We start from the raw sequence: 14,485 nt of genomic DNA, 5'->3' as shown, positions 1-14,485 counted from the left end.
CATTTAATACCTCAGGCGTATTGTGTTTCCTCTGGCTTTTTTCCGCTTTGCGCTTTATTGGTTTAGCTAAAGGTGAATTGACTCATCACTTTGAGCCATAACCACTTATGTCACTCAAACCTAGGTTTTACGACTTCTATTCCTTGGATTTTTGGCCATTGGCTGCTAGCTTAAGCCTTCGGTATCCATGGAGAATTACAATGAAAAAAGTCACCTTAGTTGCCAGTCTATTGCTTGCTGGTTTATGTTCGAGTGTTACCTACGCCGATGAAAGTTTAGATAAAGTCTTAAAAAGCGATTTTCGTCAGGCTAAAAATGCCAGTCGTGACGTTTATCGTCATCCCGCTGAAACCTTAAGTTTTTTTGGCATAACCCCAACACAAACTGTGATTGAACTCTGGCCCGGTAATGGTTGGTATAGCGAAATATTAGGGCCTTATTTAGCCAAAGAAGGCCAATATATCGCCGCCAGTTTTGAAACCGCTCCCGCGACGGACACGCCTGGAAATCGCTATCGCGCCAATGCCGGCACTAAGTACGAAGCGTGGATGACGGCTAATAAAGACGTCATGGGCAATGCAAAAATGGTCACTTTCGATCCCCCAAATAAGATGGATTTAGGCGCCGATGGCAGTGCCGATCTGGTATTAACCTTCCGTAATCTTCATAACTGGGCATCAAGTGATCAGTTAGAGAATGTGTTTGCCGCGTCATATAGAGTATTGAAAGACGGCGGTGTCTTTGGTGTGGTGGAGCATAGAGCCAACGAAGGGATGAATTTTAGCACTGGCTATATGGATCAAGCGGCCATGGTTGCTCTAGCCAAAAAAGCCGGTTTCACCTTAGTTGAAAGCGCCGAAATCAATGCGAACCCCAAAGATACTAAGGATTACGCCAAAGGTGTTTGGACGCTACCGCCATCCTTTGCTTTGGGTGACACGGATAAAGAAAAATTCCAAGCGATCGGTGAAAGTGATCGTATGACACTCAAATTTGTCAAAAAATCATCTTAATTACCTGACATCAGAGGCATTATGTGGCAATCTCTCGCCCCCCAAAATCAAATCGAATTTGTATTACCTCATATTAAGGTCGCGGGCCGATTATGGGGGGCGAAGGATAAACCTTTATTACTGGCCTTACATGGCTGGTTAGATAACGCCAACAGTTTTGAGCCCTTAGCGGCACATTTACTCGATTATCAAGTGCTCGCGATTGATTGGCCTGGACATGGTTTTTCGGCGCACAGGCCGGGGCATTATCCGCTGCATTGGATTGATTACTTGTATGATTTGGATGCACTGTTAACGGCATTACCGCAAAAGCCTGTGGCTATGGTGGGGCATTCGCTCGGTGGCATTATTGCCTCGGCGTATACAGCAACCTTCCCTGAAAAGGTCAACAAGCTGGTATTGATTGAAGCGTTAAGCCCTTTGTCAGAGTCGCCAACGCAGGCGAAAGCACGACTAAGGAAAAGCTTCTATCAACACGAGAAGTATTTAACCCAGAAGCATGGGCAGGCAAAAATTTACGACAGCATAGATACCGCTGTACGGGCGAGGGCACATTTAACAGGACTTGCCGAACCTTGGTGTCGTCTGTTGCTCGAGCGTAATATGCAACCCGAAGGTGAGGGCATAGGTTGGCGCAGTGATCCTCGATTGAGATTAGATTCACCCCAACGGCTAACCTTCGCCCAAGTTGATGCCTTGATGCAGGACATCAATATTGAAACCTTATTAGTCTGTGGCAAACAAGGATTTAGCCAGTTGCAGACCGCCATACCTAAGGCGCGAACTTGGTTCAAACATTTGTCTGAACATATAATCGAGGGCGATCACCATGTGCATATGGACAATGCTGAAGGCGTTGCACGCTTGATCCGCGAATTCGTTAAATAGGCTGCTTTTGCCGCCCTAAAAAAGACGCTAGGTTTTTTGTTTTTTTTATGTGATGATGATCAAAATTAAAACGCTCGTATGATTTATGACGAGTCAATCAATAACTATAAAATGTAAGCCGGTATTTTAACTCGGTATTTATCGAGTCTTGACGCTTGTATGGATATTGTTTCCGCAGTTGTGGGGATTTAGGAGAGAGTAGTGGATCAGCCTTGGATTAATCATTTGCCAAAAGATGTGCCTGCTGAAATTAATGTGGAGCAGTACTCATCGCTTGTTGATATGTTCGAAACAGCGGTGGCTAAGTATGAAGATCAACCTGCATTTATTAACATGGGTGCCACGCTAACCTATCGTAAATTGGAAGAACGCAGCCGTGCATTCGCCGCGTATCTACAAAATGAATTAAAGCTTGAAAAGGGCGATCGTGTCGCCTTAATGATGCCAAATCTGTTGCAATACCCGATTGCACTGTTTGGTGTTTTACGTGCCGGTATGGTGGTCGTTAACGTTAACCCGCTATATACCCCGCGCGAACTTAAACATCAGTTGATTGACTCGGGCGCCAAAGCCATAGTTGTAGTGTCAAACTTCGCCCGCACCTTGGAAGAAGTTGTCGAACAAACGCCTGTTGAAAGCGTCATTATCACCAGTTTAGGTGACCAATTAAGTGCGCCAAAACGCACCTTAGTGAACTTTGTGGTGAAGTACATTAAGAAGCTCGTCCCTAAATACGATTTACCCCACGCCTTATCGATGCGCGATACCTTATCAACTGGTCGTCGCATGCAATACATCAAGCCTGAAGTGACTAACGACGATTTAGCGTTTTTGCAATATACAGGCGGCACAACTGGGGTGTCTAAAGGCGCGATGTTGACCCATGGTAATATTGTCGCCAACGTATTGCAGGCCGATGGCGCTTATTCGCCCGCCTTAAACGATGGCAGCGAGTTTGTGGTAACGGCCTTGCCGCTGTATCACATCTTCGCCTTGACCGTGAATTGCCTGCTGTTTTTGCACAAAGGCAGCCAGAACTTACTTATCACTAATCCTCGTGATATCCCAGGATTTGTGGCCGAGTTGAAAAAGTATCCTTTCACTGCATTGACTGGGGTAAACACCTTGTTTAACGCGTTAGTGAACAGTGATGAATTTTCCCAGTTGGATTTTTCACGCTTAAAACTCTCTATCGGTGGCGGCATGGCGGTACAAAAAGCCGTGGCGGATAAATGGCAAGCTATCACTAAGACCCGTTTACTCGAAGGTTATGGTCTGACTGAAGCCTCACCTTTATTAACCTGTTGCCCATATAATTTAGATGGTTACAACGGTTCAATTGGTTTCCCTGCACCTTCTACACTCATTCAAATCCGTGACGATGACGGCAAGGTATTAGCTCAAGGCGAAACCGGTGAGCTGTTTGGTAAGGGCCCGCAAGTGATGAAAGGCTATTGGCAACGTCCTGAAGAAACTGCCAAAGTGATTGATACCGACGGCTGGTTAGCCACGGGCGATATTGGTTACATGGATGAGAAAGGTTTCTTCTATATTGTCGATCGTAAGAAAGACATGATCTTAGTTTCAGGCTTTAACGTATTCCCCAATGAAGTCGAAGAAGTGGTCGCACTGCATCCTAAAGTGATTGAAGTGGCCGCTGTCGGTGTGCCAAACGACGCCAGTGGTGAGTTAGTGAAGGTATTTGTGGTGGCAAAAGATAAATCTTTAACCGCTGAAGACATCATTAAGCACTGCCGTATTCATTTAACGGGATATAAAGTACCGAAGCTGGTAGAATTTAGGAACGAGTTACCTAAAACCAACGTGGGTAAAATCTTGCGACGAGAGCTTAGAGACGAAGCTAAGCGCGCGTAAGATTGAAGCCGGCATTTGCCGGCTTTTGTTTTTATGGACTGTGATTGACCCACAGGATCTGGAGAAGAATTTGTCAGCGTTTCAATATGTGAGTGATGAAGCAAGCCTTAATGCCCTCGTTGCTCAATATAAACAGAGTAAGATACTCGTTTTAGATACCGAGTTTGTTCGTACTCGTACTTATTATGCCAAGTTAGGTTTGATCCAAGCCTATGATGGTAAAACCTTAGCTTTGATTGATCCGGTGGCTTTACCTGATTTAGCCCAGTTTTGGGCGCTGTTATCGGACCCTAATATCATTAAGTTAGTGCATTCATGCAGTGAAGACTTAGAAGTGTTTGCCCACTACGGTAAATGTCAGCCTACGCCTTTGTTTGATAGCCAAATTGCCGCCTCTTTGTGCGGTATGGGCCACGGTGTGGGTTATGCCAAGTTAGTTGAAACTTGCCTTGGTGAAGTGATCGATAAAGGCGAGTCGCGTACCGATTGGATCCGCCGTCCTTTAACGGAAGCACAGTTAAGCTACGCCGCTAATGACGTCTTGTACTTGTATCAGCTCTATCCTCAACTGGAAGCGAAACTCAGCGGCCAAGGGCGTTTAGCTTGGTTATACGAGGAAGGGGAGAGGATGACTCAGGGTAGGCTTGCCGATCCTGATCTCGACACTGCCTATTTGAAAGTGAAAAATGCTTTCCAACTGACTGAAATCCAATTGGCTTACCTTAAAGTGCTTGCTAAGTGGCGTCTTGAAAAAGCTTTAGTGCGTGATTTAGCTCTAGGTTTTGTGGTCAAAGATCATGGTCTTATCGCATTAGCGAAGAAGCAACCTAAATCCTCGGCCGACTTGTTTAAGCTCAATGATTTGACTGAACAAGAAAAACGTATTCACGGCAAAGACTTATTACGTGTGCTGCAAACCGCTGATTTGGTCAATTTACCCGAGTTAGTGGATGTGTTAGCGTTAAAATCAGGTTACAAATCGGCCTTTAAGGCGATTAAAAGCTGCTTAGTCGAGTTGTGCGAACAGCATGATGTGCCGCAGGAAATGCTCGGTTCTAAACGTCATATCCATGAGTTTTTGCAATGGCGTTGGGATAAGCAACAAGGGGATTTGCCTGCAGTGTTATGCGGATGGCGGGGCGAGATTGCCGCTGAGTCCCTAGCTAAGCTTGAGGTCTAAGGCTTTCAATCTAGCATTTAAAACTAGCGCGTGAAGTCTTGTACTTTATGCGCAGTATTTGAAACTTACCGATAACCGAAAAACAGCCAACAAAAAGCGTCATCTTCCACAGAAGATGACGCTTTTTGCGTAATCGACTTATCTGTCAGGCAATGTGACGTTAAGTTCGAGTACCGACAGGTTCGCGTCGTTTTGATCTAACTGCACAGAAACTTGATCATCAGAAATCTGCACATATTTGCGAATAACGGCGATGATCTCTTGTTTCATCTGCGGGAAGTAATCGGGAGTGTCCCTTTGTCCACGTTGATGAGCCACAATGATCTGTAGGCGCTCTTTAGCCATTACCGCAGTGCTAGGCTTTTTCTTGCTTTTGAAATAGTCGAGTAAAGACATAATTAGCTACCAAATATCCGTTGTAAGAAACCTTTCTTTTCTTCCGTAATAAAGCGTACTGGTACATCTTCGCCCAGTAAACGTGCAACTGTGTCACTGTAGGCTAAACCTGCATCACTTTCTTGATCGATAATCACAGGCACGCCTGAGTTAGAGGCTTTCAGTACCGATTGTGATTCAGGGATCACGCCGAGTAATTCAATGGCCAGAATCTCTTTCACGTCGTCGACACTCAACATTTCGCCCGATTTTACACGGCTCGGTGAATAACGCGTCAGCAGTAAGTATTCTTTGATAGGCTCAAGGTTTAGCTCGGCACGACGGGATTTGCTCTGCAGCATCCCTAAAATACGGTCTGAATCGCGCACTGAACTGACTTCTGGGTTAGTGGTCACAATGGCAATGTCGGCAAAATACAGTGCCATCATAGCGCCTTGCTCAATACCCGCAGGTGAATCACACAGAATAAACTCAAAGTCTTTGGCTAAATCGTCCAGCACACGTCCGACGCCTTCTTTAGTCAGCGCATCTTTATCGCGAGTCTGTGAAGCGGGTAACACGAATAACTTGTCACAGCGTTTATCTTTGATCAGCGCTTGATTTAAATTGGCTTCACCATTGATCACATTGACGAAGTCATAAACCACACGACGCTCGCAACCCATGATCAAGTCTAAATTCCGTAAACCAATATCGAAATCGATAACGACTGTCTTGTGTCCTTGCATAGCAAGACCGGTCGCAATCGCAGCACTCGATGTGGTTTTACCTACGCCGCCTTTACCTGAAGTGACAACAATAATTTGTGCCATGTTTCTCTCTATCCTTTGTTCTGCCATTTAGAGGGGCAATGATTCAACCATAAGCGACTCACCGTCTAAGCGAATGCAGCCGCTTTTATCTGAGCTATGTTGTTGTAGATTTTCAGCGAGCCAATATTGCCCTGCTATTGAAACGAGTTCGGCCTCCAGAGAGTGGGCTATGATGACGGCACTGGTATCGCCCGCCGCGCCTGCCATGGCTTTCCCTCGTAATGCGCCATAGATATGAATGCTACCATCTGCGATGACTTCTGCGCCATTGCCTACCGCACCAAATATGATTAAATCACCATTTTTTGCGTAGACTTGTTGGCCTGAACGAATATTTTGCTTCACTATCTTAGTTTGGCGCGGTGCAGGCGGTGGCGTACTGCTCTGTTTTCCGGCTTTGACTATGGCAAGGCCTAAGTCTTTAGCCTGTTTACTGAGTACGGTTGTCGCGCCCGTTATACCAACAATCACTAATTGACGTGAGATCAGCAGATCCTTTAACGCACTTAAATTCAAGCTGTCGTGTTGGATCGCACTCAGATTGACGACTAAAGGAGCACCCAGAAAAAACTGAGGAGCTTGTGCCAACTTACTGTCTAATTCAGTCATGACAGCTTGTAAATCGCTGCTATTAATATGAAGCACTGAAAGAGTAAAAGAAGCGCCTTTTAACTCTAAGCTAGGTTTTGACATCCCGGCACTATTCTCCAGAAATCATCAGTCGGTTCGCTGATTTTACAATTAAATTACTAGGCGACCATGTTATAGTGTGCCCCATTGACTGGCAAGTTTGAACTATTGGATATTTGTACTCTTATGCTATGTGCCGTTTATAAAAGTAGCCGAAAGGCTGATACTTATTTATTTGTGAAGAAAAGAGATTGTTTTGATGATGTTCCAGCGCCTTTGATGGAAATGTTCGGCGTGCCAAAGCTGGTGATGGTGTTTCCTATTGCGAAACGTGATGCGTTAGGCATGGCAGATATTCAAAAGGTAAGAGCTGCGATGGAGGAAAACGGCTTTTATTTACAAATTCCACCACCTCAGGTGAATTTATTGGCAGAGCATAAACTCAGTCTTGGGATCAAAGATTAAGCCAATAGCATAAAAATAACAGGAAGGTATATGCATCGATACCGTGCTTATCGAACCCAAGCTTATCAAACCAATGCTTTCCCAGTTAAGGTTTGTCAATTTGGGGTTTATCAGAATAAGCTTTATCGACTCGCAGCATATATCTTCGCTCCCATCAGGGTATTTGTCTGTTTCATCATTTGGCTGAGTGCGTGCAGTTTGCCAGCCATGGCGCAGCAGTCGGATGAGAAAATCAGCTTTAGTGATTATTTAATTCAGTTAAAGCAAGAAGCCCGTCTTCAGGGCATCAGCCAAACGGCCTTAGATTTAGCCTTTCCCCAGATCAAACTCTTCAAAAAAGCCCGAGTAACAGACAGCCTCCAGACAGAAAAAACTCACAACCTCGATACTTATCTCGCCGACACTGTGCCCGAGTGGAAAGTTGACACCGCACGTGTACTATTTAAAGAGCATGAACAACAACTCAACGCCATCGCCAGCCAATACGCTGTTCAGCCACGCTTCTTAGTCGCGCTCTGGGGGCTTGTCTCCGACTTTGGTGAAGCTTCTGGCGATTATCCTGTGCTATCTGTGACGGCGTCACTGGCCTTTGGCGGCGAGCGCGAAGCTTTCTTCAAAAAAGAGTTTATGGCAGCGCTCAGCATAATGGATAAAGATCATATCGGTTTTCAAGATCTTAAAAGTCGTTGGAATGGCGCCATGGGACAAACGCAGCTGATGCCAACGGATTATCTTGCCTATGGGCAGGACGGTGATGGTGACGGTAAGAAAGACATTTGGCACAACACACAAGATGCGTTTGCCTCCGCGGCGTATTTGCTACAGCAACTCGGTTGGAACGGCGATGATACTTGGGGGCGACAAGTACAAGTGCCTGCAACGCTTGATTTGGCAGTCGCTGGATTAGATAAACCCCAGTCCTTAGCCCAGTGGCAAACTCTCGGTATTCGCAAGTTTGATCATACCGATTTGCCGTCCCGCGAAGACATCAAGGCCTCGCTAATCATGCCCGATGGTGTTACCGGTCGAAAATACCTCGTTTATGGCAATTACCGCGCGTTAACGCACTGGCAGAATACCGATTATTTCGGGATTTCTGTCGCGCATCTGTCCGAGAGAATAAAGTATCCGCCGATAAACTAGTGTAAAATAGCTCGCATTAAGCGGGCTTTTTATTGAGAAGATACAGTTAATCATGGCATTTTGGCAGAGCAAAACATTAGCGCAGATGAGCGCAACCGAGTGGGAATCCCTGTGTGACGGTTGTGGTAAATGTTGTTTAAACAAGTTGATAGATGATGAAACTGAAGACTTGTATTACACCAATGCGGCCTGCCTTTTGCTCGATCATCAAACGGCGGGCTGTCAGCATTACAGTGACCGTTTCACCCATGTCCCGCAATGTACTGTGATCACGATTGATAATATCCATGAGTTAACTTGGCTTCCCGACAGCTGCGCATATCGCCGCTTAGCGGCAGGACGTGAGCTACCGAGCTGGCATCCGCTGCTGACTGGCTCTAAAGAAGCGATGCATTTAGCGGGCATGTCGATCCAAGGTAAAGTAGTCGATGAAAGACGCGTGAAGGATATTGAAGATCATATCGTGCTATGGCCACTCAAAGATGTGGATTAACAGACGTGGATTAATTTTTACCGTCGCGTTGTCGATTGAAAAGTGAGTTAATGATTGAAATGTTACTGGTTGACTGAAACAACTGCTTGATTGAAAAAACAGTGGTTGATTCGACTGTGACCGTCAGAATGAAAAAACAACAAGGGAGCGATTATCGCTCCCTGGTGCATTTTGGGTGTTAAGTGAATTTAAATTCCATCAAATAATGCTCGACTAGATTTTTAATCCCACCATCAACTGATCAAGTTGCCCAGCTGTTGCTTGCAGCTCATCACAACCTGAAACCGACTGGTTCGCCGATTGCTCCACATCGTGGGACTGGTTGCGGATTTCCATCAGGTTAGTCGCAATCTCGTTGGCCACAGCCGATTGTTCTTCGGCCGAGGTGGCGATTAGCACACTCATTTCAAACACTTTATTACTGTGATGGGCGATAAACTCTAAGTCTTTACCCGTTTGCAGTACGTGTTGTTTGCCTTCATTCGCTTGACTCACAGTACGTGACATCACTTGGGTTAGATTGCGAGTGCCCGATTGCAGCGATTCGATCATGGTTTTGATCTCAACCGTCGCGGCTTGAGTGCGGCCCGCTAAGGTACGCACTTCATCGGCGACCACGGCAAAACCACGACCTTGTTCTCCGGCGCGCGCCGCTTCAATCGCCGCGTTGAGGGCGAGTAGGTTGGTTTGCTGGGAAATCGCATTAATGGTTGATACCACTTCATCAATTTTACTGGCGTTGTCATTGAGTACGCCCACCGCATTCGAGGCTGAGGAGATCTCATCCGATAACACATCGATGGCTTTGACTGTGGTTTCAATGTCTTTACCACCCGCGCTAACCTGTTGATTAGCCTCTTGGGTTTCGGTAGAAGATTGCTCGGCATTGCGGGCGACTTCCTTCACTGCGGCGGTCATTTCTTCCATCGCCGTCGCTAGGGAGTCCAAATGTTGTCTCTGGTTCACCGCCAAGGATTGACCTTGTTGCGCTGTGCTACGAAACGAGGACACTACCTCGCGGATTTTCGTCGTCGATTCAGCGATTTGTTTCACTAACAGATGCTGACGCTCCACTAAGGCATCAATGCTGATGGCTAAGATACTGAATTCGTCCTTTACCTCGAAGAAGTTTAAACGTCCGGTTAAGTCACCCGATGCGGCGCGTTTTAATGCCATCACTGTGGTATAAAGTGCGCCGCCCACGAAGGTCGAAATGTAGTAACTAAATAAAAACAACACGAACAGAAGCGCCGCCATCAGGCCGTAAACCAGCAGGTTATCTTTGGCGAGCAAGGCATCAATTTCTGTGCTGTCTAAGGGAATAATCGTGATCAGGTTTTGATCGTTAACGCGACTCACAGCTCGAGGTTGCTTACCGCTATCATCAATGCCGCCACCGCTGCGGGCTAAGGATTGCGCTTTGCTGTCGGCTTCATTCACGGAAATAATGCTGACATTGCCTTTGATTTCGCGACTTAGCTGGCTAAGGATCGTTTGGCGTTCTTGCTCTGGTAGTTTGTTATATAAGGTGCCCGTGACTTGGTTTATTTGTTGTGACGCATTTTGTAGACCGTTGAGCTGTCCTTGCACTAAGGTTTGCTGGGATTGGTTATCAAGAAAAATCGCCAGTCCAACAATCATTAGCATGGGAACGATAGAGAGAATAGCGAATTTAGTTTTTAAGGTCATATGGATAAGATATTGATCTATCCAGCGAAACTTTACTTCTTTCATGAGTGCCTCGATAAAATGGGCTGTGAACCGAATGTATATCGGTCAGTTTGCCATAGACTTGATAGTTTTCTGTTTTGTAATGATTTATATCGATAATGTAGTCTAATTGCAGTCGTTATTGTGTTGTTTGCTGCAATTTTGGCAGGGTACAGGCATTAGTTTACAGTTTAGTTACAAATGCTGCTAGTGGCTGAATAGGGAACTTGTTTCGGTCAGAATTGAGGTTTGGATTTCACCTTGAGCAAAACTCAGTCTCTGAACTGGGGTAACACATGAATTTGCATGATAAAAACCCCCAATAAGCCCTAGTAATATGCCGCTCGCTCGCGTAAAATTTCTATCCTTTTATTTCGTTATAGCTAGCAAAGCGTCTGGCATTAACGCCCGATAACCTGAGCACCCAAATAGCCTGAAAGTTTGGCGCCCATAGCACTTGTTTATCAAGCGCGACTATGCAGTGGAAGAGAAAATGCAGCAGTTAACTGAGATCGTAGAACAAGCCTTAGTCATTATTGACCAGGCCAGTGATCTAAAAGCACTGGATGATATCCGTGTCGATTACCTGGGTAAGAAAGGTAAGATCACCGACATGATGAAAATGATGGGTAGCTTAAGCCCTGAAGAAAAGCCAGCCTTTGGCCAAGCGGTCAATGATGCTAAACAGGCGATTCAACAAAAATTAACTGAGCGCATCGATGGTCTGAAGAGTTCTGAACTGGAAGCCAAATTAATCGCTGAAAAGATTGATGTGACTTTGCCAGGCCGCACCCAAGAGATCGGTGGCTTACATCCAGTGACTCGCACCATTGAACGTATCGAAACCTTTTTCGGGGAATTAGGGTTCTCGGTAAAGCAGGGTCCTGAAATTGAAGATGATTTCCACAATTTCGATGCGCTGAATATCTCTGAGCACCACCCAGCCCGTGCCGATCATGATACCTTTTATTTCAATCCTAAACTGATGTTGCGTACCCAAACTTCTGGCGTGCAAATCCGTACTATGGAAACTGAAAAGCCACCATTACGCATTATTTCGCCGGGTCGTGTTTATCGTAACGATTACGACCAAACGCACACACCAATGTTCCACCAAGTGGAAGGGCTGTTGGTTGATGAGCATGTGAACTTTGCCGAATTGAAAGGCATTTTGCATGACTTCCTGCGTAACTTCTTCGAAGAAGATCTGCAAGTGCGTTTCCGTCCATCTTACTTCCCATTCACTGAACCTTCAGCGGAAGTGGACGTGATGGGCAAAAATGGTAAATGGCTAGAAGTGCTTGGCTGCGGTATGGTACATCCGAATGTGCTGCGCAGCGTTGGCATAGATCCAGAAAAATACTCTGGTTTTGCTTTTGGTATGGGTGTCGAGCGCTTAACTATGTTGCGTTACGGCGTAAACGATTTACGTGCGTTTTTCGAAAACGACCTACGTTTCCTGAAGCAATTTAAATAACGGAGCTGTAATAGCATGAAATTTAGCGAATCTTGGCTTCGTGAATGGGTAAACCCTTCAGTCAGCCGTGAAGCATTATCCCACCAGATCACTATGGCCGGTCTCGAAGTCGATGACGTTGAAGCCGTCGCTGCCGACTTTAGCGGTGTGGTGATTGGTGAAGTGGTTGAGTGTGGTCAGCATCCCGATGCTGATAAACTGCGCGTGACCAAAATCAACGTTGGTGGTAGCGAACTTATCGATATCGTCTGCGGTGCACCAAACTGCCGTCAGGGTCTTAAAGTGGCCGTGGCTATGGTCGGTGCCGTATTACCTGGCGATTTCAAAATCAAGAAAGCTAAGCTGCGTGGCATGCCATCAGAAGGCATGTTGTGCTCGTACAGTGAGCTTGGCATTAACGTCGAAAGCGATGGCATTATCGAATTGCCATTGGACGCGCCACTTGGCACTGACATCCGCGATTATCTGCAACTTAATGATGCCGTTATCGATGTAGATTTAACGGCTAACCGTGCCGATTGCTTAGGCATGGCAGGTCTTGCCCGTGAAGTAGGCGTGTTAAACCGCCAAGCTGTGGTTGAGCCACAGTGGCAAGCCGTTACGCCAACGACAGATGCACAGGTCACGATTAACGTTAAGGCGCCAGCCGCTTGTCCACGTTACTTAGGCCGTGTGGTTAAAAACGTTAATGTTAAAGCGCCTACGCCATTATGGATGCAGGAAAAACTGCGCCGTAGCGGTATTCGCTCTATCGATCCAATCGTTGATATCACTAACTTTGTGTTGATTGAATTCGGTCAACCTATGCACGCTTTCGATCTTGCCAAGTTAACGGGCGATATCCAAGTGCGTTTAGGCACTGGCGAAGAGAAAATCACCCTGCTTGATGGCAGCGAAGTGACCATCCCAAGCGATACCTTAGTGATCGCCGATGATGCGCGTCCATTAGCTCTAGCTGGCGTGTTTGGCGGCGAATATTCAGGCGTGAGCGACACGACCCAAGACATACTGCTTGAATGTGCGTTCTTCGCGCCTCTTGCCATTATGGGTAAGTCACGTCGTTTAGGTTTGCACACAGACTCATCACACCGCTTTGAGCGTGGCGTTGACCCTGAGATGCAGCACAAGGTTATCGACCGTGCGACCCGTTTAGTGCTGGATATTTGTGGCGGTGAAGCGGGCCCTGTGGTGGAAGCTAAATCAGAGGCTGATTTACCCAAACCTGCACAAATCGTTTTACGTCGTAGCAAGTTAGATCGAATTTTAGGTCACCACGTGCCAGACACGGATGTGGTCGAAATTCTACAACGTCTCGGCTTCAGTGTGGTTGTGGGCCAAGATAGCTGGCAGGTCACCACTGCGACTTATCGTTTCGATATGGCGATTGAAGAAGATTTGATTGAAGAAGTGGCGCGTATTTACGGTTATAACAATATCCCGAATACGGCACCCGTTGCCGCGCTGCGTATGTCAGATCATAAAGAATCTGACTTGAGCCTAAAACGCGTACGTGCCTTATTGGTCGCTCGTGGTTTCCAAGAAGCGGTAACCTACAGCTTTGTCGATCCAAAACTGCAAAATCTGGTTCACCCTGGTTTAGAGGCAATGGTGTTACCCAACCCAATTTCCAGTGAAATGTCGGCCATGCGCCTGTCAATGTTCACCGGTTTATTGGCCGCCGTTGGCTACAACCAAAGTCGTCAACAGAGTCGCGTGAGACTTTTTGAAACTGGCCTGCGCTTTGTTCCTGATATCAATGCAGAATCCGGTGTAAGACAGCAAGCAATGCTCGCTTGTGTCATTACTGGGCTCCAAAATGATGAACATTGGGCTATGGAATCGAAAACTGTTGATTTTTTCGACCTTAAAGGTGATTTAGAAGCAATTATCGGCTTGACAGTTTCCGCATCAGAATTTAGCTTTAGAGGAGCGACGCATTCTGCTCTCCATCCGGGGCAATGTGCTGAAATATTGAGAAATGATCGAGTGATCGGTCATATAGGTGCAATCCATCCTAGTTTGGAGAAGCCTTTTGGACTCAATGGTAAAACCATCGTTTTTGAGTTGGAATTGGATGCTTTATTGCATACCAGTTTGCCGCTAGCCCAAGCTGTATCTAAGTTTCCAGCTAATCGTCGTGACATCGCAGTCGTAGTAGATGAGAGTGTATCTGCAGGTGATGTAATGAAATTGATAAGAAAAGTTGGCGAAAATCAGTTGGTTGGCATAAACTTGTTCGATGTATACTTAGGTAAAGGTGTTGAACCTGGCAAGAAGAGCCTGGCGATAGCACTTACATTACAAGACACTACTCGTACGCTTGAGGAAAAAGAGATAGCTGAGACCGTTGGTTCAGTCGTTTCTGCCCTTAAGTCCGAGTTCAACGCATCGTTGAGGGATTAA

The 14,485-nt window shown here is 46.1% G+C and carries 13 protein-coding genes; 9 read left to right on the top strand and 4 right to left on the bottom strand.

Annotated features, from left to right (window positions below; genetic code table 11):
* The first annotated feature begins 200 nt into the window (after positions 1-200).
* The 4 genes from KV201_RS08710 (at position 201) to rnd (ending at position 4,956) form a co-directional block, all read left to right on the top strand.
* Positions 201-1,013: a class I SAM-dependent methyltransferase gene (locus KV201_RS08710; RefSeq protein WP_115334813.1), complete on the top strand. Its 813-nt coding sequence runs from the start codon at positions 201-203 to the stop codon at positions 1,011-1,013.
* A gap of 21 nt (positions 1,014-1,034) precedes the next feature.
* On the top strand, positions 1,035-1,901 hold the full coding sequence (locus KV201_RS08705) for an alpha/beta fold hydrolase (RefSeq protein WP_226059083.1): 867 nt from the start codon (positions 1,035-1,037) through the stop codon (positions 1,899-1,901).
* A gap of 201 nt (positions 1,902-2,102) precedes the next feature.
* Positions 2,103-3,776, top strand: a complete 1,674-nt coding sequence (gene fadD / locus KV201_RS08700) for a long-chain-fatty-acid--CoA ligase FadD (RefSeq protein ID WP_071938805.1) — start codon at positions 2,103-2,105, stop codon at positions 3,774-3,776.
* Positions 3,777-3,846: 70 nt separating this feature from the next.
* Positions 3,847-4,956, top strand: a complete 1,110-nt coding sequence (rnd, locus tag KV201_RS08695) for a ribonuclease D (protein ID WP_226059082.1) — start codon at positions 3,847-3,849, stop codon at positions 4,954-4,956.
* 138 nt (positions 4,957-5,094) lie between these two features.
* On the opposite strand, the gene minE is transcribed toward rnd, so the two are convergent.
* From minE to minC, 3 genes are read right to left on the bottom strand one after another with little or no spacing between them, the layout of a single operon-like run.
* Positions 5,095-5,352, bottom strand: coding sequence for a cell division topological specificity factor MinE (gene minE, locus KV201_RS08690; protein ID WP_006081361.1), 258 nt, complete (start codon positions 5,350-5,352; stop codon positions 5,095-5,097).
* A 2-nt stretch (positions 5,353-5,354) separates the two neighbouring features.
* Positions 5,355-6,164 (bottom strand): septum site-determining protein MinD, encoded by an 810-nt coding sequence (minD, locus tag KV201_RS08685; RefSeq protein WP_006081362.1) that lies wholly within the window; start codon positions 6,162-6,164, stop codon positions 5,355-5,357.
* Between the two features lie 27 nt (positions 6,165-6,191).
* Positions 6,192-6,857, bottom strand: coding sequence for a septum site-determining protein MinC (gene minC / locus KV201_RS08680; RefSeq protein WP_006081363.1), 666 nt, complete (start codon positions 6,855-6,857; stop codon positions 6,192-6,194).
* A 123-nt stretch (positions 6,858-6,980) separates the two neighbouring features.
* Between minC and KV201_RS08675 the strand changes: the two genes are divergently transcribed.
* From KV201_RS08675 to KV201_RS08665, 3 genes are read left to right on the top strand one after another with little or no spacing between them, the layout of a single operon-like run.
* A complete protein-coding gene (locus tag KV201_RS08675) occupies positions 6,981-7,259 on the top strand; it encodes a YcgL domain-containing protein (protein WP_006081364.1) in 279 nt (92 codons plus the stop codon).
* A gap of 30 nt (positions 7,260-7,289) precedes the next feature.
* Entirely contained in the window at positions 7,290-8,402 is a 1,113-nt protein-coding gene (locus tag KV201_RS08670) for a lytic transglycosylase domain-containing protein (protein ID WP_226059081.1), read from the top strand.
* A gap of 52 nt (positions 8,403-8,454) precedes the next feature.
* Positions 8,455-8,895 (top strand): YcgN family cysteine cluster protein, encoded by a 441-nt coding sequence (locus tag KV201_RS08665; RefSeq protein WP_006081366.1) that lies wholly within the window; start codon positions 8,455-8,457, stop codon positions 8,893-8,895.
* A 213-nt stretch (positions 8,896-9,108) separates the two neighbouring features.
* On the opposite strand, the gene KV201_RS08660 is transcribed toward KV201_RS08665, so the two are convergent.
* Positions 9,109-10,629 (bottom strand): methyl-accepting chemotaxis protein, encoded by a 1,521-nt coding sequence (locus KV201_RS08660; protein WP_226059080.1) that lies wholly within the window; start codon positions 10,627-10,629, stop codon positions 9,109-9,111.
* A 469-nt stretch (positions 10,630-11,098) separates the two neighbouring features.
* Between KV201_RS08660 and pheS the strand changes: the two genes are divergently transcribed.
* Positions 11,099-12,082: a phenylalanine--tRNA ligase subunit alpha gene (gene pheS, locus KV201_RS08655; RefSeq protein ID WP_006081368.1), complete on the top strand. Its 984-nt coding sequence runs from the start codon at positions 11,099-11,101 to the stop codon at positions 12,080-12,082.
* A gap of 15 nt (positions 12,083-12,097) precedes the next feature.
* Positions 12,098-14,485: a phenylalanine--tRNA ligase subunit beta gene (pheT, locus tag KV201_RS08650; protein WP_226059079.1), complete on the top strand. Its 2,388-nt coding sequence runs from the start codon at positions 12,098-12,100 to the stop codon at positions 14,483-14,485.

The organism is Shewanella sp. SR1 (assembly GCF_020447145.1).
GTDB classification, from domain to species: Bacteria; Pseudomonadota; Gammaproteobacteria; order Enterobacterales; family Shewanellaceae; genus Shewanella; species Shewanella baltica.
This window is presented reverse-complemented; position numbering and strand designations above follow the sequence as displayed.